Raw genomic sequence first — 20,179 nt, 5'->3', positions numbered from 1 at the left:
GGCCCCCTTTTTCCACGCGTGCCTCGTTACATGTTCTCGGGAGTAGCGATACCCAGCAGCCTCAGGCCGGAGGCCAGGGCTGCACGGGTCGCATCCGTCAGCGCGAGCCGCGCGGCCTTCACGGGCTCGTTGTCATCGAGCACGATGCGCTTGGTGCGATCCTGGTTGCCCAGCGTGTAGTAGCGGCTGAAATCGGCGGCTAGGTCCAGCAGCCACCGCGCGACGTAGCTCGGCTCGAGCTGCTCGGCGGCCTCCTGCACCACCACGGGCAGCCGGGCGATGGCGCGCAGCACGGCCTGCTCTTCCGGCAGGGTGAGCAGTGACACGTCATAAGAGGCCGGCACCCCGCCACCCTTGCGCAGGACGTTGCAGGTGCGCGCGTGGGCGTACTGGAGGTAGGCACCGGAGTGGCCCTCGAAGGTGAGCACGTCATCCCAGTCGAAGGTGTAGTCCGTGGTCCGGCGGTTCTTCAGGTCGCCGAAGAAGATGGCGCCCATGCCGATCTGCTCGGCCAGCCCCTCGGGGTCATCCGTGTGGATCTTCCCCGCCTTGATGTTCTCCAGAACCTTCTCCAGCGCGCGGGCCTTGGCCTCGTCGAGCACCTGGCTGAGGAGCACCACGGTGCCCTTGCGCGTGCTCATGCCGTGCACGCGGCCGAAGTTGACGTGCACCATGCGCTCCGACCACTCGCGGCCCATGGCCTTGAGCACCCGGAAGAGCTGCCGGAAGTGCAGCGACTGGTCCGTGGCCACCACGTACAGCGCCTTGTCGAAGTGGAAGCGCTCGTACCGGTCGATGGCCGCCGCGAAATCACGCGTGGCGTACAGGGTGCTGCCGTCGTTCTTCTTGAGGAGCACGGGCGGCTCGTTCTCCTCGTAGGGCAGGTCCACGATGGTGGCGCCCTGGGACTCCTTGACGCCGGGCTTGCGGGCGATCTCCTCGATCACCGGCTCCATCTTGCCCTGGTAGAGGCTCTCGCCCTCCATGTGCTCGAACTTCACGCCGAGCCGGGCGTAGATGCGCTCGAAGTCGCGCAGGGACGTCTCGCGGAACTCCTTCCAGAGTGCGAGCGCCTCGGTGTCATTGGCCTCCATGCGCCGGAAGAAGTCGCGGGCGCGCTCGTCGAAGGCGGGCTCGGCCTCCGCGCGCTTGTTGGCCTTGATGTACACCTCCACGAGGTGGGCCATGTCCTGGCGCTTCGCGGGGTCGCCGTACTCCTGGAAGCCCACGGCCACCAGGCCGAACTGCTTGCCCCAGTCGCCCAGGTAGTTGATGCCCTCGACCTTGTAGCCGAGCGCCCGGTGCAGGTTGGCCACGCTGTGGCCGATGACGGTGGAGCGGATGTGGTGGAAGGCGATGGGCTTGGCGATGTTGGGCGACGAGTAGTCGATGACCACCGTCTTGCCGGCGCCCACGTCCCCGCCGCCGTAGCGCGCTCCCTGCGAGCGCACCGCGTCGAGCACCTCGGAGGTGAAGGGCATCAGCGCGAACTTCGCGTTGACGTAGGGGCCGGTGGCCACCACCTCGAGGCCCGGGACCTTGATGCTCTGGGCCAGCGAGGCGGCGATGGCGGGAGGGGCCTTCTTCTGGGCCTTGGCCAGGGGGAAGGTGGGGAAGGAGAAGTCACCGTGAGCCGGGTCGGCCGGCTTCACCTGGGATTCGAGCTCGGAGGCGGGGACGCCCAGGGCCTGGGCGAGCGCCTCGACGAAGGCAGTCCGATAGCGGGAGTAGACGGAAGGATTCATTGGATCGCGCGGATACTAAGCGAAACGGGGCGTATTCCGCGCACCTTCTGTCAACGCATCGGGCCGGAATTCCCTTTCAGGTGACGGCGGGGTTGCGGCGGCTGGGGCGGACCACGGCGGCCACGGTGTCGAGCAGCCGCGGCAATTGCAGTGGCTTCTCGAAAAATCCGTCGATGCGGTCCAGGCCCTGGCCGGCGCCGAGGGTGGAGACCTCGCTGGCGCCGGAGATGATGTAGACGGCCACGTCCGCGAGGGACTCGGTGCCGCGGATGAAGCGCAGCACGGAGCGTCCGTCCTCCTCGCTGAGGCGCAGGTCCAACAGCACCATGGCCGGGCGGATGTGCGAGAGGATGGAGCGGGCCTCGGCGGCGCCCGAGGTGGACATCACCCGGTAGCCCTCCTGCTCGAGCACCTGCTGGAGCACCTCGCGGCAGTCGGCGTCGTCCTCGACGAGGAGGATGCCACCGGCGCGGGGGCCGGCCTGGGCGCTCTCGGGGGTGCTGACGGCGCCGGCGAACATGGGCAGCACCATCTGGAAGGTGGAGCCTTCACCCAGCGTGCTGGAGGCCTCCACACGGCCGCCGTGCAGCGCGAGGATCTTCGCCACCAGGGGCAGGCCGAGGCTGCGGCCCTGACCGCGGGTGGTTTCCGGGCGGTAGAAGGGATCGAAGACGTGCTCCAGGTCCTCGTTGCCGATGCCCGGGCCGGAGTCCTTCACGGTGAGCAGGGCGAGCCCGTCCTCGACGGAGACTCGCAGCTCCACGGTGTCATCGGCCTCGCAGCGGTGGATGCCGCTCTCCACGAGGTTCTGGATGGCCTCGGCGATGCGCTCGCGGTCGCCGCGGACGAAGACCTCGCCGCAGGGGGGCAGGGTGAGCTGCACCTTGGCCTGCTCGGCCATGGGGGTGAGGGTGCGGAGGACTTCCTCGGCCACGGCCTTGAGGCCGAAGGGGCGCTGGTTGAGCTGCATCTTCCCGGCCTGGAGGCGGGACATGAGCAGCAGATCGTTCACCATGCGCAGCATGCGGTCGGCGCTGCGGTCGCACACCTGGACCGCGCGGCGCTGGGCGTCGGAGATGGGCCCGAGCTTCTCACGCCCCATCATGGCCAGGTAGGCCTTGAGGGTGGTGAGGGGGTTCTTCATGTCGTGCGAGACGTTGCCGAGCAGCTCGTCGCGGCTCTGCTCGAGGGCCTTGAGGCCGGCGATGGCCGTCTGGAGGTCCTTGTTGCGCCGGGCGCTGTCGTCGCGCAGGCGGGCCACCTCGTAGGCGGCGGAGAGCTGGCCGGCGAGCGCCATCAGCATGGAGTCGGAGACGGCGCGGCGGGGCGCGAGGATGGCGAGCACGCCGCTGACGCCATGGGGGCTGTCGAGCGGCACGGCGAGGGTCTCCTCGTCGCGCTGGATGGACTTCTCGGCGAAGGCGCGGCCGACCACGCCCTGATCGGGGGTGGCGGCGGTGATGCGGTCGTCGTAGCGGCCGCGCACGTGCTCCACGTGGAGATGGTTGCGCGAGGGCTCGAAGCGGGCCACGTAGCAGGCCTTGGCCTGCATGAGGCCGTGGATGATCTGCAGTTGTGAGCGGAGGGCCTCGGTGGGGCCGGCGCTGGAGGAGATGTGCTGGGCCATCTCCACGAGGGCGCGCTCGGCGGCCTCGCCATCCACGGGGGGCTGGGGCTTGACCATCCGCCGGGGCTTCTTCACCTCGGGACGGAGGGTGACGATCTCTGCCAGATGCGGAACCTTCTTCTTCGGCACGGAGCTACCTCGGCAACCAGGGGGTGGCGCGTCCATCCCCGTTCACGGGTGAGGGCGGCGCGATCACCACTTGGGCCGATCCTGCGCCACCCGGAGCCGGGGTGGGAACCCTTCCCCGAGCCCTCTCGGAACAGGGGACGACCGCAGGACAATTGCCATGTCGGATAGGTGACATCAGGACGGGTGGAGGGCGCCCCACCCGTGGGATTCTGGACGGTTCGTCCGCCGGGCCCGGCGATCAGCCGCGGCGCTGCACGAGGCCGCTGCCGTCGAGGTAGTAGGGCTCGTTCATCACGGCCTCCACCTTCTCGCGGTAGCCCTGGACGCCGAAGCCGCTCTCCTGGAGCGAGGCCAGGGCGGCCGTCTGCACGCGGCGCGCGGTGTCGTTGGCGGTCAGGAGGCGGAGGATGGGCTCGCGCGCCGGCTCGTGCTTCTGGGAACCGAGCGCCTTGAGGGCGGCGATCTTCACCTCGTCCGCCATGTCGTCGAGGTGGGGGAGCACGGCGGGGGCGATGCGCGGATCCTGCTTGCCGGTGACGTAGTGGAGCAGGACGACCTTCTTCTCGGGGTCGCGCATGTACTGGGCGCTCAGGGCGTTGAGCGAGTCCACGATGATGCTGACGACCTCGGGCTCGGGCAGCAGCGACTCGAGGATGCGCAGCGCCCAGGAGGTGGCCTGCTCGTTCTTGCGCAGGAACTCGGTGACGGGGGCCACGGCGTCCTTGTCGAAGCTCTTGATGAGCTCGAAGACGTGCTCCTTCTCGTCGGCGTCCGTGGTGAGGGGCTCCACGGTGATGGTGTAGCGGTGCAGCAGGACGCTGACGGCCTCGGGGATTCGCATCTCCCCGAGCTGCTGGAGGGCCTTCTGGCGGGTGGTGGGGTCCCCGTACTTCTGGGTCACCTTGGACTTGAGCTTGAGGGCTTTTTCGGGGCCGGAGCCGCCGAGGAAATCGAAGATGCCCATGAGAAAGAGGCTCCGAGGGTGATGTGAGTTCTTGGGCGCCGTGTAGGACGCGGCGCAAGCTAACGCAAGAAGCTTGGATGGCCAGTGACCGGCCGTTGATTCGAGATGTGACTAGAGCTGCAGGGAGCCCCGGACATCACCCTGGTAGGCGCGGGCGAGGGCCTCGGCGGCCTTGCGGGCCTCGGTGGAGGGGTGCTCGGGCACCTTGACCTGGAGTGTGAGGTAGAGGTCTCCCGCGGGTCCCCCCTTGAGGGAGGGGGCACCCCGGCCGCGCAGGCGCATGCGGCGGCCGGACTGGGAGCCCTCCGGGACCTTCACGGTCACCTCGCCCTGGAAGGTGGGGACGCGGACCTCGGCGCCCAGCATGGCCTCGGAGACGGTGACGGGCAGGTCCATGTAGAGGTCGTCACCCTCGCGGCGCACCAGGGGGTGCTCGGAGACGATCGTCTCGATGTAGAGGTCCCCTGCAGGACCCCCGCGCGAGCCCGCGGCGCCCTGGCCGGCCAGCCGCACCTTGGAACCGGTGTGGACGCCGGCGGGGATCTTCACGGTGAGCCGGGCCGTCTCGTCCACCACGCCCGAGCCCTGGCAGGAAGGGCAGGGGGGAGCGGCGCGGCCGGAGCCCCGGCAGGTGGGGCAGGTGCCGCTGGTGTTCATGCCCAGCACGCCGCTGCGGCGCATCCGTCCGGTCCCTCCGCAGGTGGAGCACGTGGAGGGAGTCCCCACCTGGCCCGCGCCCTGGCAGCGCTGGCAGCGGCCGGGGCGCTGGAGCGAGATGCTGCGCTCGACGCCGGTGAGGGCCTCGTTGAAGCTGAGGGTGAGGGTGGCGGTGATGTCCCCGCCCGGGGTGGGACCGGCGGCCCGGCCGCCCCCGGCGCGTCCGAACACCTCGCCGAAGTCCACGCCGCCGCCGCCTCCGCCCGAGCGGTTGAAGATGTCGCCGAGGATGTCGCCCAGGTCGAAGTCCACGCCGCCGCCCCCGCCGCCGAAGGGCATGCCGCCGCCGGAGGCCTGGGCGGCCTTGTAGGCGCGGTACTGGGTGGCCTTCTTCTCGTCGAAGCCGAACTGGGCCGCCTCGTCGCCGAACTCGTCGTACAGCTTGCGCTTGCGCTCGTCCGAGAGCACCTCGAAGGCCGCGTTGAGCTGCTTGAACTTCTCCTCGGCCGCCTTGTCGCCCGGGTTGACGTCCGGGTGATACTTGCGGGCGAGCTTGCGGAAGGCCTTCTTGATTTCGTCGGCTGAGGCCGTCCGGGACACGCCGAGAATCTGGTAGTAGTCGTCCGCCATGGGGTTACCGCCCTCCGAAACAGCAACAACGTAACCTGCCATGCGGCGATCGCCAGCAAGGCATGTGAGCCAGGGTCGGGATGTATAAAGTGGCCGGAGGCGCGAGGGAGAGCATGTCAGCGCGGTACCGACAGGGGACGAAGACGGTGCTGGTGGCGGGCTGGCTGGCGCTGGTGCCGGTGGCCGCCGCCCGGCCGCCTGCTCCCGAGCCCCCGTCCGAGCCCTCTTCGGGAGCTCCGGGGGGCGGGAGCCGGGTCATCGACCGGGTGGTGGCGGTCATTGGCACCCAGGTCCTCACCCTGAGCGAGCTGGAGTTCGAGACCCGGGTATCGCTGGTCCAGCGAGGAGCCGTGCGAGCGGCGGAGGCCCCGCTCGACGAGAAGACGCTCCGGGGAGCGCTGGAGCTGGCCATCAACTACCGGCTGCTGGTGGCGGGGGCGGACCGGCTGCAGGCCTTCCAGGCGGAGCGCTCGGAGGTGGAGGCGCGGCTGAGGTCGTTCCGGGACCGCTTCGAGGACGAGACGTCGCTGCTGGCCTTCCTGGCCCGGCACGACGCGGACCTGGAGCAGCTCACGGTGGTGCTGGAGCGGAACGTCCGGGCCGAGCGCATCCTGGACAGCCGGATCCGCCTGCGCGCCCAGGTGAGTGACGCGGACGTCCGGCGGTACTGGGAGGAGCACAAGGGAACGCTGGGGGGTCCGTTCGAGGCGGTGCGGGACACGATCCGGGAGAAGCTGTTCCGGGAGCGTTACACCAGGCTGGCGGGGGAAGAGTTCCAGCAGGTCCGGGAGAGCGCGAGGATCCGGCGGGTGGCGCCCTTCGCACGGCTCCAGGAGGGGGAGCAGCCATGAGACGCATGCGCGAGGATTACCGTCCGGGGAGCAAGCCCAGGCCGGAGTCTCCGTTCCTCATCCGCAGGATGACGCGGGAGGATCTGCCGGCGGTGATGGACCTGGAGAAGGCCTCGTTCCGCAACCCCTGGTCCTTCGAGCTGCTGCAGCGCGAGCTCAGTCACGACTGGTCCGTCATCTTCCTGTTGGAGGAGCCGCTGCCGGAGGGAGGGAAGCGCCTGCTGGGCATCTCCATCTTCTGGATCGTCCACGACGAGGTGCACGTGCTGAACGTGGCGACGGCGCCGGAGCACCGGCGGCGCGGGGTGGGGCGGGAGCTGATGGAGGCCACCCTGGCCGAGGGGCGGGCACGCAAGTGCAGCCTGGCCACGTTGGAGGTGCGCAAGAGCAACGAGGCCGCCATCAACCTCTACAAGTCGTTCGGCTTCCGCGCGGTGGGGGTGAGGCCGAACTACTACGTGGACGAGGGCCAGCCGCCCGAGGACGCGATCGTGATGGTGCTCGACTTCTAGCAGCCAGGGGAGTAGAGGACCGGCCCCGTTGTCAGAGTGTAGGAATGGATGCCCGTGGGGTTCACGGTTCAAGCCGTGGGCCAGCTGTCGCTTGACACAGGGTGCTCCCTCCCTATACTCGCGACCCTTTTTCAAGCGCAGTTGTAGGTTTGTATGCGCCCCCGGGGACACCCCCCCGGAGCAATCGGGAAGGAAGAGGAGTTCAGTGCCGACTATCAGCCAGCTGGTCCGCAAGGGCCGCGAGAAGTTGAACATCAAGGGTAAGAGCCCCGCTCTGAAGGAGTGCCCCCAGAAGCGTGGCGTGTGCACCCGCGTGTACACCACCACTCCGAAGAAGCCGAACTCGGCCCTCCGCAAGGTGGCGCGTGTTCGTCTGACGAACGGGATCGAGGTCACCTCCTACATCCCCGGCGTGGGTCACAACCTCCAGGAGCACTCGGTGGTGATGATCCGCGGTGGCCGTGTGAAGGACCTCCCGGGCGTCCGCTACCACATCGTCCGCGGCACGCTGGACTCGGTGGGCGTGGCCGGCCGCAAGCAGAGCCGCTCGAAGTACGGCGCCAAGCGCCCGAGCTGATTTCCGCTCGAGATCACCTTCGTTTCATTTGATTGGGATGCTTGCCCCGCACCCTGGGGAGCCTTCCTGAGTTCGCCAACGCAGTTCGAAGCCCCCAATTGAGTCTCCCGGGTGCAAGGGAGCGGGGCGTAAGGGATACAGAGCAATGCCTCGTCGTCGCGTAGTAGCCAAGCGCAAGATCCTTCCTGATCCGAAGTTCCAGGACCGCCTCGTCACGAAGTTCGTGAACGACCTGATGCGCAAGGGGAAGAAGTCCATCGCCGAGCGGGTGTGCTACGGCGCCTTCGCCCTCATCGAGGAGCGTGCGAAGGAGGATCCCCTCAAGACGTTCAAGAAGGCCCTGGACAACGTCAAGCCGGTGCTCGAGGTGAAGAGCCGCCGCGTCGGTGGCGCCACCTACCAGGTGCCCGTGGAGGTCCGTCAGGACCGCCGCGTGGCGCTGGGCATGCGCTGGATCATCACCTACGCCAAGGCGCGTGGTGAGAAGACGGCCATGGAGAAGCTGGCCGGCGAGATCATGGACGCCGCCAACAACCGTGGCAACGCGGTGAAGAAGCGCGAGGACACGCACAAGATGGCCGAGGCCAACAAGGCCTTCGCCCACTACCGCTGGTAGTCCTGCGTCTCCTGTAGTATCCGGCACCCGGATGCGGACCCCCGCGTCCGGGTGTTTCCGGTCTTTGACAACCGTTTCGTTGGTTTCGTGGTTGGAAGGGCAGGGGAACCGCCCGTCCTGTTCTGGAGAGGTTCGGAGAAATGCCTCGCGAGTATCCGCTCGAGCGCTATCGCAACATCGGCATCATGGCGCACATCGACGCCGGCAAGACCACGACCACGGAACGGATCCTGTTCTATACGGGAGCCATCCACAAGATGGGCGAGGTGCATGAAGGCACCACGACCACGGACTGGATGCCCCAGGAGCGCGAGCGCGGCATCACGATCACCTCGGCCGCCATCACCGCGTTCTGGAGCAGGAGCGAGCAGAAGTACCGCATCAACATCATCGACACGCCGGGCCACGTGGACTTCACCATCGAGGTGGAGCGCTCGCTGCGCGTGCTGGACGGGGCCATCGCGGTCTTCGACGGCGTGAACGGCGTGGAGCCCCAGTCCGAGACGGTCTGGCGCCAGGCGGACAAGTACAAGGTCCCCCGCATCTGCTTCATCAACAAGATGGACCGGGTGGGCGCGGATTACACCATGTCCGTCAACTCCATCCGCGAGAAGCTGGGTGCGCGCCCGGTGCGCCTGCAGCTGCCGCTCGGGACGGAGGACAAGCTCCGCGGGGTCATCGACCTGGTGCGGATGAAGGCTCTCGTCTTCCACGACTCGGAGCAGGGAAGCCGGTACGACGTGGTGGACATCCCCGGGGAGTTCCTCGAGGAGGCCACCGCGGCACGGAACGAGCTCGTCGAGACGGCGGCGGAGCAGGACGATGCGCTCACCGAGAAGTTCCTCGAGGGCACGGAGCTGACCGAGGCGGAGATCCGCGGCGCCATCCGCAAGGGGTGCCTGGGGCTGAAGATCTTCCCCGTGTTCTGTGGCTCGTCGTTCAAGCACAAGGGTGTGCAGCCGCTGCTGGACGCGGTGGTGGACTACCTGCCCAACCCGCTGGAAGTGCCCCCGGTACACGGCAAGTCGCCCAAGGGCGAGGACGAGACGCGGCCGACGGATGACAAGGCGCCCTTCAGCGCGCTGGCGTTCAAGATCATGAACGACCCGCAGTTCCCGTCGCAGACGCTGACGTTCCTCCGCATCTACTCGGGCAAGCTGGAGGCGGGCTCGGCGGCGTGGAACTCGGTGAAGGGCAAGCGCGAGCGCATCAGCCGTCTGGTGCAGATGCGCGCGGACAAGAAGGACGAGGTCCAGGAGTGCTACGCCGGTGACATCTGCGCGGTGGTGGGCCTGAAGCTGGCCACCACGGGCGACACGCTCTGCGACGACAAGCACCCCATCATCCTGGAGCGGATGGAGTTCCCCGAGCCCGTCATCGACGTGGCCATCGAGCCGAAGTCCACGGCGGACCAGGACAAGATCATCACGAGCCTCGCGCGCCTGGCGATGGAGGACCCGTCCTTCCGCGTGAAGACGAACGAGGAGACGGGGCAGACCATCATCGCCGGCATGGGCGAGTTGCACCTGGACATCATCGTCGACCGGCTCCTGCGGGAGTTCAAGGTGGACGCCAACGTGGGCAAGCCCCAGGTGGCCTACCGCGAGACGATCACCCAGGCGGTGGAATCCGAGGGCAAGTACATCCGCCAGACGGGTGGCAAGGGCATGTACGGCCACATCAACCTGCGGGTGGCCCCCAACGACCCGGGTGCCGGCTTCGCCTTCGAGAACAAGATCGTCGGCGGCACGGTGTCCAAGGAGTTCGTCGAGGCGGCGAAGCAGGGCATCCAGGAGGCCATGCAGAGTGGTCCCATCGCGGGCTACCCCATGCTGGACGTGAAGGTGGAGGCCTATGACGGCTCCATGCACGACGTGGACTCCAACGAGATGGCCTTCAAGATCGCCGGCTCGATGGCCTTCCGCGATGCCGTGCGCTCCGCCGCCCCGACGCTCCTCGAGCCCATCATGGACTGCGAGATCGTCACCCCGGACGACTTCACGGGTGACGTCATTGGCGACCTGAACGGCCGCCGCGGGAAGATCCTGGGCATGGAGCCCCGGCCGGGAGGCGTGCAGGCGATCAACGCCCAGGTGCCGCTCGCCAAGATGTTCGGGTACTCGACCGACCTGCGGAGCCGCAGCCAGGGAAGAGCCACCTACACCATGCGGTTCAGCCACTACGCGCCGGCACCCAAGGACGTGCTGAACCGTTGATGCACCCGGCCCCTCGCATGGGGGGCAGGCGATTTAGATTGACGTTTCCGCGGGTTTGGAGCACGACGCAGCACCTTTTCTCGATTCGGCCGGAATCCGGTCTGCGAGGAGCAGCAATGAGTAAGGAAAAATTCGATAGAAGCTTGCCGCACGTCAACATCGGCACCATCGGCCACGTTGACCACGGCAAGACGTCCCTGACGGCGGCCATCACCAAGGTGCTGGCGAAGACGGGCGGCGCGACCTTCCTCGCGTACGACCAGATCGACAAGGCCCCCGAGGAGCGCGAGCGCGGCATCACCATCTCCACSGCCCACGTGGAGTACAAGACGAAGAACCGTCACTACGCGCACGTYGATTGCCCGGGCCACGCCGACTACGTGAAGAACATGATCACGGGCGCGGCGCAGATGGACGGCGCCATCCTCGTGGTGTCGGCCGCCGACGGCCCGATGCCCCAGACGCGTGAGCACATCCTGCTCGCCCGCCAGGTCGGCGTCCCCTACATCGTGGTCTTCCTGAACAAGGTCGACATGCTGGACGACCCCGAGCTGCGCGAGCTCGTGGAGATGGAAGTCCGCGACCTGCTCAAGAAGTACGAGTTCCCCGGCGACACCATCCCCATCGTCCCGGGCTCGGCCCTCAAGGCGCTGGAGGGTGACACCTCGGACATCGGCGAGCCGGCCATCCTCAAGCTGATGGAGGCGGTGGACAGCTACATCCCCACCCCGCAGCGCGCCACGGACAAGCCCTTCCTGATGCCGGTGGAGGACGTGTTCTCCATCGCCGGCCGCGGTACGGTGGCCACCGGCCGCGTGGAGCGCGGCATCATCAAGGTGGGCGAGGAAATCGAGATCGTGGGAATCCGCCCCACGCAGAAGACGGTCGTCACGGGCGTGGAAATGTTCCGCAAGCTGCTGGACGAGGGCCGCGCGGGCGATAACATTGGCGCGCTGCTGCGTGGTCTGAAGCGTGAGGACCTCGAGCGCGGCCAGGTGCTGGCCAAGCCGGGCAGCATCACGCCGCACACCAAGTTCAAGGCCCAGATCTACGTGCTCTCGAAGGAGGAGGGTGGTCGTCACACCCCGTTCTTCAAGGGCTACCGTCCGCAGTTCTACTTCCGCACCACGGACGTGACGGGTACGGTGAAGCTGCCGGACAACGTCGAGATGGTGATGCCCGGTGACAACATCGCCATTGAGGTGGAGCTGATCACCCCTGTGGCCATGGAGAAGGAGCTGCGCTTCGCCGTTCGCGAGGGTGGCCGTACCGTGGGCGCCGGCGTCGTGGCCGAGATCATCGCGTAGTTTCGTCGTACCGCTTCCCCGGGCTTTTGTTCAGAAAAGTTCGGGGAAGTCGGAATAAGGTTGCATCCACCAGGGGCCGGTGGTACATGCCGCGCCCCTTCGTTCGAAGAAATGGCTCTGTGACATCCAGGGGACGTTGGTCGTAGCGCCTCCCGAAGGCAGAGGCCGTTTAAAGAGGTTTTTGCGAATGGCGACACAGAAGATCCGCATCCGGCTGAAGGCGTACGACTCCAAGCTCCTGGATCAGAGCGCTGGCGAGATCGTGGAGACGGCTCGGCGCACGGGCGCCAAGGTGGCCGGTCCGATCCCCCTGCCCACGCGCATCAACAAGTTCACGGTTCTGCGCTCGCCGCACGTGGACAAGAAGAGCCGCGAGCAGTTCGAGATCCGTACTCACAAGCGCCTGCTCGATATCCTCGAGCCGACCCAGCAGACGCTGGACGCGCTGATGAAGCTGGATCTCTCGGCCGGCGTTGACGTGGAGATCAAGTCCTGAGGAAGCGGGGCTGAGCCCTCGCGGTTCCACTCCGTTCCCCAGAGGAAAGAGCCATGGCGAAGTTCGACGTAGTCGACTTGGATTTGAAGAAGGTGTCGGAGCTCGAGCTCTCCGACGAGGTTTTCGGCGCCGAGCCGAACGCGCACCTCTTTTACGAGGTGGCGAAGATGCAGCAGATCAACCGGCGCCGGGGTACGGTGGGTGTGAAGAACACCTCCCTGGTGAGCGGCGGTGGCAAGAAGCCCTGGAAGCAGAAGGGCACTGGCCGCGCTCGTCAGGGTTCCATCCGCGCCTCCCACTGGGTGGGTGGCGGTAAGGCGATGGCCCCGAAGCAGCGGGACTACTTCTACCGTCCTCCGAAGAAGGTCCGCCGCGGTGCGCTCAAGGCGGCCCTGTCTCTGCGCGCTCGTGAGAAGACGCTCATCATCGTGAGTGACTTCAGCCTGTCCGCTCCCAAGAGCAAGCAGGCCTTCGAGGCTCTGACCAAGCGCCTGAAGCTGTCTGGCGCGCTGGTCATCGACGCCAAGACCAACACCAACCTGCACCGCAGCGTGCGCAACCTGGCGAAGTTCGACGTTCTGCCCCCCGAGGGCCTGAACCTCGAGTCCGTGCTCCGCCACAAGCACCTGGTGCTCACTTCCGCGGCCGCGAAGGCCATCGAGGGGGCGCTCTCGTGAATATCAACGACGTCATCAAGGGACCGCTCATCACCGAGAAGCTGGACGCGGCCCGCGAGAAGTTCCGGCAGTACTCGTTCATCGTCGACAAGAAGGCCAGCAAGTACGACGTGGCCAACGCCGTCGAGAAGCTCTTCAAGGTGAGCGTCGAGGGAGTGCGGACCAACATCGTGCGCGGCAAGACCAAGCGCGTGGGTCGCTCGATTGGCAAGCGGCCGAACTTCAAGAAGGCGGTCGTGACCCTGAAGGAAGGGGACAAGATCGAGCTCTTCGAGGGAGGCGCGGTCTAGCGCACAGCGCTGACCGTCGTTGAGGAACCACCATGGGCATCAAGAAGTACAAGCCGACCTCCGCCGCCCGCCGTCTGATGACCGCGTCTGACTTCGCGGACATCACCAAGGGCAAGCCGGAGAAGAAGCTCACCGAGTCCCTGAAGAAGTCCGGCGGCCGTAACGTCCACGGCCACATCACCCGCCGCCACCAGGGCGGTGGTCACAAGCGCCGCTACCGCGTCATCGACTTCAAGCGTCGGGACAAGGACGGCGTGCCGGCCAAGGTCGCCGCGGTCGAGTACGACCCGAACCGCTCCGCCAACATCGCCCTCCTGCACTACGCGGATGGCGAGAAGCGCTACATCCTCGCCCCGGTCGACCTCAAGGTCGGTGACACCGTTATGGCGGGTGAGGGCGCGGACATCCGTCCGGGCAACAGCCTCCCGCTGATCAACATCCCGATCGGTACCATCATCCACAACGTGGAGCTGAAGCCGGGCCGTGGCGCCCAGATCATCCGCTCCGCCGGTTCCTCCGGCCAGCTGATGGCCAAGGAGGGCCGCTACGCCCAGGTTCGTCTGCCCTCGGGCGCCGTGCGCATGGTCCTCATCGAGTGCCGGGCGACCGTGGGCCAGGTGGGCAACCTGGAGCACGAGATCATCCGGATCGGCAAGGCCGGTCGCAGCCGCTGGCTGGGCATCCGGCCCACCGTCCGCGGTCTGGCCATGAACCCTGTCGACCACCCGCACGGTGGTGGTGAGGGTAAGTCCGGCCAGGGTAATCCGCACCCGGTGTCGCCGTGGGGCCAGAAGACCAAGGGTCTCAGCACGCGCACCAACAAGCGTACTGACAAGTTCATCGTGAGCGTCCGCCGCCCGGGCGCGCGCAGCCAGTAGTCGAGGGTTCACACAATGGCGCGTTCGATTAAGAAGGGTCCGTTCGTCGATGGTTACCTCGTGAAGAAGATCGAGGACATGATCAAGACGAGCAAGAAGAGTGTTGTGAAGACGTGGTCCCGGCGTTCCACCATCCTGCCGGAGTTCGTGGGCCACACCTTCGCGGTGCACAACGGCCGCAAGTTCATCCCCGTCTTCGTGACCGAGAACATGGTGGGCCACAAGCTCGGCGAGTTCGCCCCGACGCGTACGTTCGGCGGTCACTCGGCGGAGAAGAAGGTCGCCAAGGGCAAGTAGCCGGCCCCGCTGACCAGCGGCGTCCGCCAGAGGAGATGACATGGAGTCGAAGGCACATCTGAGGTACCTGCGCATGTCGCCCCGGAAGGTTTCCACCGTGGCGGCGCTTGTCCGGGGCAAGCCGGTGGGGCAGGCCCTGAACATCCTGCGCTTCACCAGCCGCGCCGCGGCTGTTCCGGTGGCCAAGCTCATCAAGAGCGCCGTGGCCAACGCCACCGACCTGTCCAAGGGCCAGGTCGATGTGGACCGCCTGATCGTGAAGACGATCTCGGTGGATCAGGGTCCGACCCAGCGCCGCTACATGCCGCGCGCCATGGGCCGCGCCACGCGCATCAACAAGAAGACCAGCCACATTCACGTGGTGCTGGAGGAGGCGGCCAAGAAGTAAGGCCGCCCCCTGGCGCCCCACGCAACCGATTCGAAGGAGAAGCACGTTGGGCCAGAAAGTCCATCCCATTGGGTTCCGCCTCGGGGTCATCAAGACCTGGGACTCCAAGTGGTTCGAGCACAAGAACTACGCGCAGTGGCTGCATGAAGACATCCGCATCCGCGAGTTCGTGAAGAAGTCGCTCGCCCACGCGGGTGTCTCCAAGGTGGAGATCGAGCGCGCGGCGAACAAGGTGAAGGTCAACGTGCACACCGCGCGCCCGGGCATCGTCATCGGCAAGCGCGGTGCCGGCATCGAGACGGTGAAGAAGGACCTCCAGCAGTTCACCAAGAACGAGGTCTTCCTCAACATCGTCGAGGTCCGCAAGGCCGAGACGGACGCCCAGCTGGTTGCCGAGAACATCGCCACCCAGCTCGAGCGCCGTATCGCCTTCCGCCGCGCCATGAAGAAGGCGCTGCAGACGGCGATGAAGTTCGGCGCCAAGGGCATCCGTGTCTCCTGCTCCGGCCGTCTCGGCGGCGCGGAGATGGCCCGCTACGAGTGGTACCGCGAGGGCCGCGTGCCCCTGCACACCCTTCGTGCGGACATCGACTACGGCTTCGCCGAGGCCAAGACCACCTACGGCAAGATTGGCTGCAAGGTCTGGATCTGCCGCGGCGAGGTGCTGCCCACCAAGGGTGGCCAGGCCGCGCCGGCTGCCAACCGCTAACTCCCCGGGAGCCGCCCCGTGAGGGGCGGCTTGCTCGGGCTTGAAGGACACCGACGATGCTTCAGCCTGCTCGTACGAAATTCCGCAAGATGCACAAGGGCCGCATGCCCGGCCAGGCCCACCGTGGCAGCGACCTGACCTATGGTCAGTACGGCCTCATGTCCCTGCAGCCGGGGTGGATCACCTCGCGGCAGATCGAGGCGGCCCGTATCGCGATGACGCGTCACATCAAGCGTGGCGGCAAGATCTGGATCCGCGTGTTTCCGGACAAGCCGATCACCAAGAAGCCCGCCGAGACTCGAATGGGTACCGGTAAGGGTGGCGTGGAGTACTACGTGGCGGTGGTCAAGCCCGGCCGCATCCTCTACGAGATGGAGGGTATGACGCCCGAGGTTGCCACGGCCGCCATGAAGCTGGCCCAGGCGAAGTTGCCGGTGCTGACGAAGATCGTCAGCCGCAACGAGCTGGCCCTCTAGTTTTCTGCCTCCGGGCGGCCCACCTGGTGTAGAGGGGCCGCCCGCTGGCTTGAAGGAGATTTGAAGATGGCGACTGCGAAGGAACTCAAGGAGCTCTCGGCGGACGACCTGAAGCGGCGCGCGGCCGAGCTGCGCGAGACGCTGTTCCAGGACCAGCTCAAGCGGGCCACCGGCTCGCTCGACAACCCGCCCGAGCGCACCCAGCACAAGCGCGATCTGGCGCGCATCCTGACCGTCCTGGGGGAGAAGTCCCGGGCGGAGAAGAAGGCTTAGGAGCTTTTCTCATGGCTGAAGCGACTCAATCCACCTCTGCCAAGATCTCCACCCGCGGCCGTCCCAAGACCCGCGTGGGGATCGTGACCTCCAACAAGATGCAGAAGACGGTGGTCGTCACCGTCTCGCGCCGCGCGTCTCACCCGAAGTACGGGAAGATCATGAGCATGCGCGAGAAGTACAAGGCGCACGTCGAGGACCACGACTACCCGGCGAAGATCACCATCAACGAGGGTGACCGGGTGCGTATCGCCGAGACCCGTCCTGCTTCCAAGGACAAGCGCTGGCGCGTGGTCGAGGTGTTGGAGAAGAGCAAGAACGTCTGAGCCGTCCGAGCTCGCGCAGCCCACAGGCGCGCGAGGCCGTGGCTCGAGCCGCGCGGTGCCCGTCCTCGCCGGATGGGCCTGCCGTAGCTGAGATAGGAGATTCCAGATGATTCAGATGACGAGCGTGCTCGACGTGGCCGACAACTCGGGCGCCAAGAAGGTGTTCTGCATCAAGGTGCTTGGTGGTTCGAAGCGCAAGTACGCGTCCATCGGCGATGTGATCGTCGTGTCGGTGCGCGAGGCGCTGCCGAACTCCAAGGTGAAGAAGGGTGACGTGGCCAAGGCGGTCATCGTGCGCACCGCGCGCGGGGTGGGCCGTCCGGATGGCAGCTACATCAAGTTCGATGGCAACTCCGCCGTCCTCATCAACAAGGACATGGAGCCCATCGGGACGCGCATCTTCGGGCCGGTGGCCCGCGAGCTCCGCGCCCGCAAGTTCATGAAGATCATCTCGCTCGCTCCCGAGGTCCTCTAGTAGGGCATCAGGCGGTCCGCGAGGAGGGAGAGGAACCATGGAGAAGCTCAAGGTTGGAGACACCGTCCAGGTCATCGCCGGCGCCGAGCGCTCGGAGAAGACCCCGGCGACCAAGCGCGGCAAGGTGCTGAAGATCGACCGCGAGGCCCAGCGCGTGACCGTCGAGGGACTGCGCCTGGTCAAGCGGCACCTCCGCAAGACGCCCCAGCAGCCCGAGGGCGGCATCGTGGAGAAGCCGGGCACCATCCAGATCTCGGACGTGCAGGTGGTTTGCGCCAAGTGCGACAAGCCGACCCGCGTGGGTATCCGGGCTGATGGGGACAAGAAGAAGCGGTTCTGCAAGAACTGCGACGCCCTGATTGACTAGGGGTGCCGGTTCGGGCATGTATGCGCGCCCTTTGCCCTACCTCGGGTGAGGGGAGGGCGGGCGAGCATACCCGGGGCCCCGAAGGACCCGTGGGGGCTCCGGTGTTTCCAGTTTCCACGCAGTACTGATCGGCGCGCTGGGTCCACGGCGGCGCTCCGAAGCAGAGGACAAGGCGATGGCTGAAGAGAAGAAGGACGCGGCGAAGAAGGAAAAGAAGGGCCGCAAGAAGGAAGAAGTCAAGAAGGCTGGCTTCGCGGCGAACATCGAGGAGGGTCTGACGGCTGGCCCGGCGCGTCTGAAGCTGCGCTTCCGCAAGGAAGGCATCCCGGCGCTGATGAAGGATCTGTCGCTCAAGAACCCGATGGAGGTTCCCCGCCTCGAGAAGATCGTCGTCAACATGGGTCTGGGCGAGGCGCTCGCCAACAACAAGATCCTCGAGTCCGCAGTGGACCAGCTGGGTGCCATCACCGGCCAGAAGCCCGTGGTGACCCGCGCCCGCAAGTCCATCGCGAACTTCAAGCTGCGCCAGGGCCAGGCCATTGGCTGCGCCGTCACGCTGCGCGGCGATCGCATGTACGAGTTCCTGGACCGCCTCATCACCGTGGCGCTGCCGCGCGTGCGTGACTTCAAGGGCGTGTCCCCCAAGGCTTTCGACGGGAAGGGCAACTACACGCTCGGCGTCCGCGAGCAGATCATCTTCCCGGAAATCAACTACGACCAGATCGAGAAGGTGAAGGGGCTCAACATCAGCTTCGTCACCACCGCCGCGAACGATGAGCAGGGGCTGGCGCTGATGCGTCACTTCGGCATGCCGTTCCGCACGTAACGAGGAATTCGCATCCATGGCCAAGCTCTCGAAGATCGCCCAGGCGAAGCGCAAGCCGAAGTTCTCCGTCCGCGCGTACAACCGCTGCCCGCTCTGCGGCCGGCCCCGCGCGTTCCTGCGGAAGTTCAACATGTGCCGTATCTGCTTCCGGCACCGCGCGCTCCGCGGTGAGATCACCGGCGTCACCAAGTCGTCCTGGTAGTCGGACGCGGGCTTCCGGACCCCGAGCAGGGGTCCGGGTGCCTGGCTGGCCTCTGAAGAGGCGGGCCGAAGCAGTTCTCATGCATGGCAATCGTGGCGAACCCCCGGGATGGGCCCGGCAGGCGCGGCGGTTGCGAGCGCGGACGCGGCGAAACCGCTCCGCACGGAAGGTACTTTCATGTCGGTTGTCAACGATCCCATTGGCGACATGCTGACCCGCCTGCGCAACGGTTCGCGCGCGCGTCACGACAAGGTCGTCATGCCCCACTCGAACCTCAAGCTCGAGATCATCAAGGTTCTCAAGTCCGAGGGTTTCATCGGGGACTACACCGTCCACGAGCGCGCCCCGCAGAACGAGATCTCGGTCCAGCTGAAGTATGGCCCGGATCGCGCTCCGGCCATCACCGGCATCCGCCGCGTGTCCAAGCCCGGCCTGCGCCGCTACGTGAACGTGCGTGAGATTCCGCAGGTGCTCGGCGGCCTGGGCATCTCGATCCTGTCCACCTCCAAGGGCGTGATGGTGGACTCCGAGGCTCGCAAGCAGAAGGTCGGCGGCGAGCTGCTCTGCACCGTCTACTAGCCAGCTCCCCGGGTGCCGCGGCGTGAGCCGCGACCTGGACTGACTGCACTGAGGAAATCATGAGTCGGATTGGAAAGCTTCCGGTCAAGCTGGCGGACAAGACGAAGGCCACGGTGTCGGGCCGCCAGGTCAGTTTCGAAGGTCCCAAGGGCAAGATGGTCGTTCAGCTTCCCGCCAAGGGCGTGAAGGTGACGGTCGCGGGCGGTGAGGTCCGGGTGGAGCGCGAGGATGAGTCGCGCGAGGCCCGCAGCCTGCACGGCCTGACGCGCACGCTGCTGGCCAACGCGGCCAAGGGCGTGTCCACGGGCTTCGAGCGTCGCCTGGACATCCGCGGCGTCGGTTTCCGCGCCGAGGTGAAGGGCAAGACGATCAACATGTCGCTGGGCTACTCGCACCCGGTGGTGTTCAACCTGCCCGAGGGCGTGACGGCCGAGGTCGACAAGGCCGCCCGCACCGAGGATGGTCTGCCCACCCTGGGTCTGACGCTCCGGTCCGCGGACAAGGAGGCCCTCGGGGCCGCCGCCGTGAAGATCCGCGCGCTGCGCCCGCCCGAGCCGTACAAGGGCAAGGGCATCAAGTACTCGACCGAGAAGATCCGTCGCAAGGAAGGCAAGACGGGCACCGCCTAGTCGGAGTGAACACCCAACCGCGCGGCGCCACCTGGTGCCGCGCAATCATCCGGCGGTGGAAGTCCCCATCACCGCCGGACGGAGAAGGAATCATCCATGTCGAAGAAACTCGATCCGCGCCTCAAGAGGAAGGACCGCATCCGCCGGAAGCTCTCGGGTACCACCGAGCGCCCGCGTCTGTCGGTCTACAAGAGCCTCAAGCACATCTACGCCCAGGTGGTGGACGACACCACGGGCCGCACCCTGGCGTTCGCCTCGTCGCTCTCCAAGGAGCTCAAGGGCAATACCGAGGGCGACAAGAAGGCCGAGGCCAAGCGCGTGGGCGCCCTGATCGCCCAGAAGTGCAAGGCGGCCAATGTCGATGCGGTGGTGTTCGATCGCAACGGCTTCCCCTACCACGGCCGTATCGCCGCCGTGGCCGATGCCGCGCGTGAGGGCGGGCTGAAGTTCTAGAAACCTT

Annotated in this window: 27 protein-coding genes; 23 read left to right on the top strand and 4 right to left on the bottom strand. The window is 66.7% G+C overall.

Annotation, left to right across the window (positions count from 1 at the left end):
* Nucleotides 1-26: 26 nt before the first annotated feature.
* From argS to BO221_RS27735, 4 genes are all read right to left on the bottom strand, one after another.
* A complete protein-coding gene (gene argS, locus BO221_RS27750) occupies nt 27-1,745 on the bottom strand; it encodes an arginine--tRNA ligase (protein ID WP_073563520.1) in 1,719 nt (572 codons plus the stop codon).
* 76 nt (nt 1,746-1,821) lie between these two features.
* Nucleotides 1,822-3,501, bottom strand: coding sequence for an ATP-binding protein (locus tag BO221_RS27745; RefSeq protein WP_369865709.1), 1,680 nt, complete (start codon nt 3,499-3,501; stop codon nt 1,822-1,824).
* A gap of 238 nt (nt 3,502-3,739) precedes the next feature.
* Nucleotides 3,740-4,465 carry a HEAT repeat domain-containing protein gene (locus BO221_RS27740; protein WP_073563518.1) on the bottom strand — a complete coding sequence of 242 codons (726 nt, stop codon included), beginning with the start codon at nt 4,463-4,465 and terminating at the stop codon, nt 3,740-3,742.
* Between the two features lie 111 nt (nt 4,466-4,576).
* Nucleotides 4,577-5,752 (bottom strand): DnaJ C-terminal domain-containing protein, encoded by a 1,176-nt coding sequence (locus tag BO221_RS27735; protein ID WP_073563517.1) that lies wholly within the window; start codon nt 5,750-5,752, stop codon nt 4,577-4,579.
* Between the two features lie 113 nt (nt 5,753-5,865).
* Between BO221_RS27735 and BO221_RS27730 the strand changes: the two genes are divergently transcribed.
* The 23 genes from BO221_RS27730 to rplR all read left to right on the top strand — a co-directional run bounded on the left by BO221_RS27730 (nt 5,866) and on the right by rplR (nt 20,172).
* Nucleotides 5,866-6,603, top strand: coding sequence for a hypothetical protein (locus BO221_RS27730; RefSeq protein ID WP_073563516.1), 738 nt, complete (start codon nt 5,866-5,868; stop codon nt 6,601-6,603).
* Nucleotides 6,600-7,115 carry a ribosomal protein S18-alanine N-acetyltransferase gene (gene rimI / locus BO221_RS27725; protein ID WP_073563515.1) on the top strand — a complete coding sequence of 172 codons (516 nt, stop codon included), beginning with the start codon at nt 6,600-6,602 and terminating at the stop codon, nt 7,113-7,115. The genes BO221_RS27730 and rimI overlap by 4 nt, the downstream gene beginning before the upstream one ends.
* 205 nt (nt 7,116-7,320) lie before the next feature.
* Nucleotides 7,321-7,692 carry a 30S ribosomal protein S12 gene (gene rpsL / locus BO221_RS27720; protein WP_043408969.1) on the top strand — a complete coding sequence of 124 codons (372 nt, stop codon included), beginning with the start codon at nt 7,321-7,323 and terminating at the stop codon, nt 7,690-7,692.
* 145 nt (nt 7,693-7,837) lie between these two features.
* Nucleotides 7,838-8,308, top strand: a complete 471-nt coding sequence (gene rpsG, locus BO221_RS27715) for a 30S ribosomal protein S7 (RefSeq protein ID WP_043408972.1) — start codon at nt 7,838-7,840, stop codon at nt 8,306-8,308.
* Between the two features lie 140 nt (nt 8,309-8,448).
* On the top strand, nt 8,449-10,524 hold the full coding sequence (fusA, locus tag BO221_RS27710) for an elongation factor G (RefSeq protein ID WP_073563514.1): 2,076 nt from the start codon (nt 8,449-8,451) through the stop codon (nt 10,522-10,524).
* Between the two features lie 116 nt (nt 10,525-10,640).
* Entirely contained in the window at nt 10,641-11,831 is a 1,191-nt protein-coding gene (gene tuf / locus BO221_RS27705) for an elongation factor Tu (protein WP_073563513.1), read from the top strand.
* 187 nt (nt 11,832-12,018) lie between these two features.
* Nucleotides 12,019-12,327, top strand: a complete 309-nt coding sequence (gene rpsJ / locus BO221_RS27700; protein ID WP_002625389.1) for a 30S ribosomal protein S10 — start codon at nt 12,019-12,021, stop codon at nt 12,325-12,327.
* 53 nt (nt 12,328-12,380) lie between these two features.
* Entirely contained in the window at nt 12,381-13,004 is a 624-nt protein-coding gene (gene rplD / locus BO221_RS27695; protein WP_073563512.1) for a 50S ribosomal protein L4, read from the top strand.
* Nucleotides 13,001-13,294 carry a 50S ribosomal protein L23 gene (locus BO221_RS27690; RefSeq protein ID WP_043408997.1) on the top strand — a complete coding sequence of 98 codons (294 nt, stop codon included), beginning with the start codon at nt 13,001-13,003 and terminating at the stop codon, nt 13,292-13,294. Before rplD ends, BO221_RS27690 begins: the two co-directional genes overlap by 4 nt.
* Nucleotides 13,295-13,326: 32 nt before the next feature.
* Nucleotides 13,327-14,172: a 50S ribosomal protein L2 gene (gene rplB, locus BO221_RS27685; RefSeq protein WP_073563511.1), complete on the top strand. Its 846-nt coding sequence runs from the start codon at nt 13,327-13,329 to the stop codon at nt 14,170-14,172.
* Between the two features lie 15 nt (nt 14,173-14,187).
* Nucleotides 14,188-14,469: a 30S ribosomal protein S19 gene (rpsS, locus tag BO221_RS27680; RefSeq protein WP_073563510.1), complete on the top strand. Its 282-nt coding sequence runs from the start codon at nt 14,188-14,190 to the stop codon at nt 14,467-14,469.
* A 40-nt stretch (nt 14,470-14,509) separates the two neighbouring features.
* Entirely contained in the window at nt 14,510-14,857 is a 348-nt protein-coding gene (rplV, locus tag BO221_RS27675) for a 50S ribosomal protein L22 (protein WP_043409005.1), read from the top strand.
* Nucleotides 14,858-14,903: 46 nt separating this feature from the next.
* Nucleotides 14,904-15,566 (top strand): 30S ribosomal protein S3, encoded by a 663-nt coding sequence (gene rpsC, locus BO221_RS27670; RefSeq protein ID WP_043409008.1) that lies wholly within the window; start codon nt 14,904-14,906, stop codon nt 15,564-15,566.
* Nucleotides 15,567-15,622: 56 nt separating this feature from the next.
* Entirely contained in the window at nt 15,623-16,042 is a 420-nt protein-coding gene (gene rplP, locus BO221_RS27665; RefSeq protein ID WP_043409010.1) for a 50S ribosomal protein L16, read from the top strand.
* Between the two features lie 66 nt (nt 16,043-16,108).
* Nucleotides 16,109-16,315, top strand: coding sequence for a 50S ribosomal protein L29 (gene rpmC / locus BO221_RS27660; protein WP_073563509.1), 207 nt, complete (start codon nt 16,109-16,111; stop codon nt 16,313-16,315).
* Nucleotides 16,316-16,326: 11 nt separating this feature from the next.
* Entirely contained in the window at nt 16,327-16,641 is a 315-nt protein-coding gene (gene rpsQ / locus BO221_RS27655; RefSeq protein WP_043409017.1) for a 30S ribosomal protein S17, read from the top strand.
* Nucleotides 16,642-16,747: 106 nt separating this feature from the next.
* Nucleotides 16,748-17,116 carry a 50S ribosomal protein L14 gene (rplN, locus tag BO221_RS27650; protein WP_073563508.1) on the top strand — a complete coding sequence of 123 codons (369 nt, stop codon included), beginning with the start codon at nt 16,748-16,750 and terminating at the stop codon, nt 17,114-17,116.
* 37 nt (nt 17,117-17,153) lie between these two features.
* On the top strand, nt 17,154-17,483 hold the full coding sequence (rplX, locus tag BO221_RS27645) for a 50S ribosomal protein L24 (protein ID WP_073563507.1): 330 nt from the start codon (nt 17,154-17,156) through the stop codon (nt 17,481-17,483).
* A 175-nt stretch (nt 17,484-17,658) separates the two neighbouring features.
* Entirely contained in the window at nt 17,659-18,309 is a 651-nt protein-coding gene (rplE, locus tag BO221_RS27640) for a 50S ribosomal protein L5 (RefSeq protein ID WP_073563506.1), read from the top strand.
* Between the two features lie 16 nt (nt 18,310-18,325).
* Nucleotides 18,326-18,511: a type Z 30S ribosomal protein S14 gene (locus tag BO221_RS27635; RefSeq protein ID WP_043409024.1), complete on the top strand. Its 186-nt coding sequence runs from the start codon at nt 18,326-18,328 to the stop codon at nt 18,509-18,511.
* A 177-nt stretch (nt 18,512-18,688) separates the two neighbouring features.
* The gene (gene rpsH / locus BO221_RS27630; protein ID WP_047857265.1) at nt 18,689-19,090 is read left to right on the top strand and encodes a 30S ribosomal protein S8; all 402 of its coding nucleotides are present in this window, start codon (nt 18,689-18,691) and stop codon (nt 19,088-19,090) included.
* 59 nt (nt 19,091-19,149) lie between these two features.
* The gene (rplF, locus tag BO221_RS27625; protein ID WP_047857266.1) at nt 19,150-19,719 is read left to right on the top strand and encodes a 50S ribosomal protein L6; all 570 of its coding nucleotides are present in this window, start codon (nt 19,150-19,152) and stop codon (nt 19,717-19,719) included.
* Nucleotides 19,720-19,815: 96 nt separating this feature from the next.
* Entirely contained in the window at nt 19,816-20,172 is a 357-nt protein-coding gene (gene rplR / locus BO221_RS27620; protein ID WP_043409034.1) for a 50S ribosomal protein L18, read from the top strand.
* Nucleotides 20,173-20,179: the final 7 nt, after the last annotated feature.

The organism is Archangium sp. Cb G35, assembly GCF_001896145.1.
In the GTDB taxonomy this organism is placed as follows: domain Bacteria; phylum Myxococcota; class Myxococcia; order Myxococcales; family Myxococcaceae; genus Archangium; species Archangium violaceum.
Note: the sequence above shows the minus strand (reverse complement) of the source record. Positions and strands in the feature narration are given on the sequence as shown.

Excerpts from the sequence above, each read along its gene's own strand:
- argS (WP_073563520.1), bottom strand. The coding sequence starts at position 1,745 with ATGAATCCTTCCGTCTACTCCCGCTATCGGACTGCCTTCGTCGAGGCG.
- BO221_RS27740 (WP_073563518.1), bottom strand. The coding sequence starts at position 4,465 with ATGGGCATCTTCGATTTCCTCGGCGGCTCCGGCCCCGAAAAAGCCCTC.
- BO221_RS27735 (WP_073563517.1), bottom strand. The coding sequence starts at position 5,752 with ATGGCGGACGACTACTACCAGATTCTCGGCGTGTCCCGGACGGCCTCA.
- BO221_RS27730 (WP_073563516.1), top strand. The coding sequence starts at position 5,866 with ATGTCAGCGCGGTACCGACAGGGGACGAAGACGGTGCTGGTGGCGGGC.
- rimI (WP_073563515.1), top strand. The coding sequence starts at position 6,600 with ATGAGACGCATGCGCGAGGATTACCGTCCGGGGAGCAAGCCCAGGCCG.
- rpsG (WP_043408972.1), top strand. The coding sequence starts at position 7,838 with ATGCCTCGTCGTCGCGTAGTAGCCAAGCGCAAGATCCTTCCTGATCCG.
- fusA (WP_073563514.1), top strand. The coding sequence starts at position 8,449 with ATGCCTCGCGAGTATCCGCTCGAGCGCTATCGCAACATCGGCATCATG.
- rpsJ (WP_002625389.1), top strand. The coding sequence starts at position 12,019 with ATGGCGACACAGAAGATCCGCATCCGGCTGAAGGCGTACGACTCCAAG.
- rplD (WP_073563512.1), top strand. The coding sequence starts at position 12,381 with ATGGCGAAGTTCGACGTAGTCGACTTGGATTTGAAGAAGGTGTCGGAG.
- rplB (WP_073563511.1), top strand. The coding sequence starts at position 13,327 with ATGGGCATCAAGAAGTACAAGCCGACCTCCGCCGCCCGCCGTCTGATG.
- rpsS (WP_073563510.1), top strand. The coding sequence starts at position 14,188 with ATGGCGCGTTCGATTAAGAAGGGTCCGTTCGTCGATGGTTACCTCGTG.
- rplV (WP_043409005.1), top strand. The coding sequence starts at position 14,510 with ATGGAGTCGAAGGCACATCTGAGGTACCTGCGCATGTCGCCCCGGAAG.
- rplP (WP_043409010.1), top strand. The coding sequence starts at position 15,623 with ATGCTTCAGCCTGCTCGTACGAAATTCCGCAAGATGCACAAGGGCCGC.
- rpmC (WP_073563509.1), top strand. The coding sequence starts at position 16,109 with ATGGCGACTGCGAAGGAACTCAAGGAGCTCTCGGCGGACGACCTGAAG.
- rpsQ (WP_043409017.1), top strand. The coding sequence starts at position 16,327 with ATGGCTGAAGCGACTCAATCCACCTCTGCCAAGATCTCCACCCGCGGC.
- rplN (WP_073563508.1), top strand. The coding sequence starts at position 16,748 with ATGATTCAGATGACGAGCGTGCTCGACGTGGCCGACAACTCGGGCGCC.
- rplX (WP_073563507.1), top strand. The coding sequence starts at position 17,154 with ATGGAGAAGCTCAAGGTTGGAGACACCGTCCAGGTCATCGCCGGCGCC.
- rplE (WP_073563506.1), top strand. The coding sequence starts at position 17,659 with ATGGCTGAAGAGAAGAAGGACGCGGCGAAGAAGGAAAAGAAGGGCCGC.
- BO221_RS27635 (WP_043409024.1), top strand. The coding sequence starts at position 18,326 with ATGGCCAAGCTCTCGAAGATCGCCCAGGCGAAGCGCAAGCCGAAGTTC.
- rpsH (WP_047857265.1), top strand. The coding sequence starts at position 18,689 with ATGTCGGTTGTCAACGATCCCATTGGCGACATGCTGACCCGCCTGCGC.
- rplF (WP_047857266.1), top strand. The coding sequence starts at position 19,150 with ATGAGTCGGATTGGAAAGCTTCCGGTCAAGCTGGCGGACAAGACGAAG.
- rplR (WP_043409034.1), top strand. The coding sequence starts at position 19,816 with ATGTCGAAGAAACTCGATCCGCGCCTCAAGAGGAAGGACCGCATCCGC.